The organism is Oligella sp. HMSC09E12 (assembly GCF_001808505.1).
GTDB lineage: Bacteria > Pseudomonadota > Gammaproteobacteria > Burkholderiales > Burkholderiaceae_B > Oligella > Oligella urethralis.
Map to the genome: position 1 here is coordinate 1 of NZ_KV793604.1, position 690 is coordinate 690.

Here is a 690-nt window from a genome sequence, read left to right on the forward strand (position 1 = left end):
CGCTTGGCACACGTGCCGGTTTGGAGCCGCAGCGCGGCGGAAAAGCGGTCACCGTGCTGCCACTGGTTATATCTCGTTTGCACGACAAGATGAAACATAGTCCCGCCACTCCCCAAGAATACGACGGCGGGAATCCAACTCTTTTGCATGCTGTAATGCGTGAAATGTTTCTATGCACTTGCTTCGAATGCTCGTGAAGAGTTCATTCTCGAACTGTTCTTGAAACCACTCCCGCTCCTGACTCGTTGGCCCTTCCAGAAGTTCTTCAATCTCCTCGATGTAGTCTGGCTGTGCCCAATTAGATGAGTGCCACATGTCTTGCTTGGGCATTGGCCGCGAAAACAGATAGGGGAGTAGGTAAATGTTGCTTAACATCGTATCCAGCAGGTATCCCCGCGCTTTCCCCAGAGACCCCACCCGGTAATAGGCCAACGCAGCATATAAGAGAAACGCGGGCTCACCAACGTCATCCGGGAACTCCTTCTCGAACCAGTCCATGAACTCGACTGCTTTTTCTGGAGCACCGCTAAGCACAAAGTAAACGCACACCCGGTAGCGTTTCCCTGAGCCGTCCGAAATCGCGCCGAATTTCTCCTTTTCTTTGAGGAGCTCTCGTCGCGCACGGTTAGCGCGGTCTCGGTATTTCTTCTGTTCATCGGTTAGCACAGATCTACCTCAAGAGATATAACG

Annotated in this window: 1 protein-coding gene; it reads right to left on the minus strand. The window is 52.5% G+C overall.

Features of this window, described 5'->3' with window-relative positions; translation table 11 throughout:
* Positions 1-66: 66 nt before the first annotated feature.
* Positions 67-666, minus strand: coding sequence for a hypothetical protein (locus tag HMPREF3179_RS09315; RefSeq protein WP_018574211.1), 600 nt, complete (start codon positions 664-666; stop codon positions 67-69).
* Positions 667-690 lie beyond the last annotated feature (24 nt).